This window comes from Streptomyces sp. SID4985, assembly GCF_009863025.1.
Taxonomy (GTDB): domain Bacteria; phylum Actinomycetota; class Actinomycetes; order Streptomycetales; family Streptomycetaceae; genus Streptomyces.
Map to the genome: position 1 here is coordinate 1 of NZ_WWIR01000670.1, position 2,842 is coordinate 2,842.

Sequence of the window (2,842 nt, forward strand, 5' to 3'; positions counted from 1 at the left end):
CACCGCCGACGCCGCCGGCCTGCTGTGACGGCCACCTACGCGGCGCGTCCCGCCCGCACCGTCCGCCCCGCGCTCACCACCGAACTGGTCACCGACCCCGACGCCTTCGCCGCGCTCGCCCCGGCCTGGACCCGGCTCCACCGCCGCTGCGCGACCGCCACCCCGTTCCAGAGCCACGCCTGGCTGCACTCCTGGTGGCGCTCCTACGGCCGCCCTGGACGACTGCGGCTGCTCCTCGTGCGCTCGGGCCCCGACCTGGTCGCCGCCGCCCCGCTGACCCTGGTCCGCAGCCCGCTCACCGCGCTCGTACCGCTCGGCGGCGCGATCAGCGACTACGGCGACGTCCTCCTCGACGACTCCGACGACGGCCGCGCCGCCGACGCCCTCACCCGCGAACTCTCCCTCGCCGCCCGCACGGCGCTGATCGACCTCCGCGAGGTACGGCCCGGCGGCGCCGCCGAGCGGATCTACGACCGCTGGCCCGGACCGCGCCGCCGGGTACCCGACTCCCTGTGCCTGGAACTGCCCGCCGCCCCCATGGCCGACCTGATCGCCCGGCTCCCGTCGAAGAAGGCCCAGCGGGTCCGCGCCAAGCTGCGCAAGCTGACCGCGCTGGGCGTGACCCGCCGGATCGCCGGACCCCACGACACCGACCGCGCGCTGCGCCGCCTCCTGGAGCTGCACCGGCTCCAGTGGGCCGACCGCAAGGTGACCACCGAGCATCTGCGCCCGCGCTTCCGTGAGCACCTGCTGCGCGCGGTCGGCACCATGGCCCGCTCCGGGGACGCCGTGGTGACCGAGTTCCTGCTCGGCACGGAGGTGGTCGCCGTCGACGTCACCCTGCTCTCCCCCGGCCTCGCGGGCGGCTACCTCTACGGCGCCCACCCGAAACTGCGCGACCTGCGCGCGGACGTCGCGGTGATACTGCTGGACGCCTGCGCCGACCACACCGCCACGGGCGCCCACCGCACCCTGAGCCTCATGCGCGGCGACGAGCCGTACAAGCACCACTGGCGCCCCGACCCCGTCCCCAGCGTCCGCCTCCTCCTGGCCCGCCGCCGCACCGTCCCGCTGCTGACGGCCGCGCTGTACGACGTGGCGGCCCGGCGACACGGCAAGGAGGCCCTGCACCGCTGGCAGGACCTCCGGCGCCGCTAGCGCATCCCCCGCCACCGGGTCGCCGGAAGGCAGAACCCCTCCCCCAGCCACTCCCGGACCCAGCTGTCCGCCAGCAACGGCGTGCAGCCGTCCGGGAGTTCGGGGGTGGGAGACGGCGGCTCAGGAGAACCGGTGGGAGCAGGCAAGGGGCTCGGCGAGTCCGTGGGCGCGGGCGTCGGCGTCGGCGTGCCGCCCGGCGTCGGCGTCGGTGTCGCCTGCCCCGCCCCGCCCGACAGCGCCGCCCGGTACACCGCCGCCGCCCTCGGGTTGGCCGGGCACTGCCAGACGCCGTGCGGGCAGTAGTCGGTGAGCGTGTTGTACAGCGGCCTGTGCGCGTCGAACCAGGCGAGCATCCCCCGCATGTACGCGGCGTTGTCGCCGTTGCGGAAGAGTCCCCACTCCGGGTACGAGACCGGCTTGCCGTGGGCGCGGGCGAAGTCCACGTGCGCCTGGAGGCCGTACGGCTCGGACACCTGCTCGTCGAAGGAGAGCCCGCTCGGCTGGTCGTAGGAGTCCATGCCGATGATGTCCACGGTGTCGTCACCGGGGTAGCACTCGGTCCACGGGACGGCGTCCCGGCCCCGGCTCGGCGCGAAGTCGAAGCGGAACCGCTGGCCCGGCACCGCCCGCATCGCGGCGACGATCCGGTTCCAGTACGCCTTCCACGCCTCGGGATCGGGCCCGCAGCGATGGGTGTAGGTGATGCCGTTCATCTCCCAGCCGAGCACGAGCACGGTGTCCGGGACCTTCAAGTCCACCAGGTGCCGGGCCAGGGTGCGGAAGTGCTGGTCGAACTCCCCGTCGGCGCCCTGCCGCAGCAACTGCCGCACCTGCGCGTCGGAGAGGTGCTCCTCGTTGCGCTCCTGGAGCGGCACGTTGAGCACGAGCGTGCGGTCGGCCTTGGCTCGGCGCCAGTGCGCCCAGGGGCCGAGGAACCCCGGGTCGCCCTCGATGTCGCTCCAGCGGCCGCCGGGCAGATAGGTGTGGGCGACCTTCAGCTCGGTCCCGCCGAGCCAGCGGCTCAGCCCGGCCATGCGGGTGACACCGAGCGGCCCGGAGTCGAGGAAGGCCCCGAAGGCGGGCGCCTGCGCGCTCGTTTCGAGAGGGGCCGGTTCCTCCCGCGCCGCGAAACCGGAACCGGTCAGCAGCGCGGCCGAGGCGGCGACCGCGGCCACGGCCGCCGTCAGCCGGCCGCGCCGGACCCGTCGTCGCGGTGCGTCCATGACCGCCCCTTTCGTCTCTCCGCCTGCCGTACCCGACACCCAGTCACAGGGAGCGGGCCTTCGCCAGCGCGGTGGGGCTTTCAGGTGGTCGCCCCCTGCCACTCGGGTGAACGACGTCTGTCACACAAAGGGGCCGCCAGGCTGGCCGGAACCCGCCGGACGGCGTGGCGAGGCGCCGGAGAAGGTCCGGCGCTGAAGGATTCGGTACGGCGCCGTGGCGGTACGGCGCCGCGTGTCGCCGGTTGCCGGGCGCTCGGGTCCGGCATCCGGCGCACTACCGACGGGACGCTGCCCGGCCTCGCCGGTACAGCACCGCACCGGCCGCGATCAGCACGGCACCGGCGGCCGAGGCGCCGAGCAGGAGACGTTCCTGCCCACCGGTGTCCGGAAGGGACGGCTTGTGCGGGTGGTGATGTCCGCCGTGAGGCGGCCGTGTGTGCGGCGGGTGGGTGTGCGGGGGG

The 2,842-nt window shown here is 74.9% G+C and carries 3 protein-coding genes; 1 reads left to right on the forward strand and 2 read right to left on the reverse strand.

Annotated elements, in window-relative coordinates; translation table 11 throughout:
- Window positions 1-24: 24 nt before the first annotated feature.
- A complete protein-coding gene (locus GTW40_RS28985) occupies window positions 25-1,158 on the forward strand; it encodes a GNAT family N-acetyltransferase (RefSeq protein WP_161183099.1) in 1,134 nt (377 codons plus the stop codon).
- On the opposite strand, the gene GTW40_RS28990 is transcribed toward GTW40_RS28985, so the two are convergent.
- Together GTW40_RS28990 and GTW40_RS28995 are read right to left on the reverse strand one after the other, a co-directional pair.
- Window positions 1,155-2,381: a glycosyl hydrolase gene (locus tag GTW40_RS28990; RefSeq protein ID WP_161183100.1), complete on the reverse strand. Its 1,227-nt coding sequence runs from the start codon at window positions 2,379-2,381 to the stop codon at window positions 1,155-1,157. The two genes, GTW40_RS28985 and GTW40_RS28990, sit on opposite strands and share 4 nt — an antisense overlap.
- 274 nt (window positions 2,382-2,655) lie before the next feature.
- A partial coding sequence (locus tag GTW40_RS28995; protein ID WP_161183101.1) for an LPXTG cell wall anchor domain-containing protein occupies window positions 2,656-2,842 on the reverse strand: 187 nt, incomplete at its 5' end.

Coding starts and splice junctions, on each gene's coding strand:
- GTW40_RS28990 (WP_161183100.1), bottom strand. CDS start 2,381: ATGGACGCACCGCGACGACGGGTCCGGCGCGGCCGGCTGACGGCGGCC.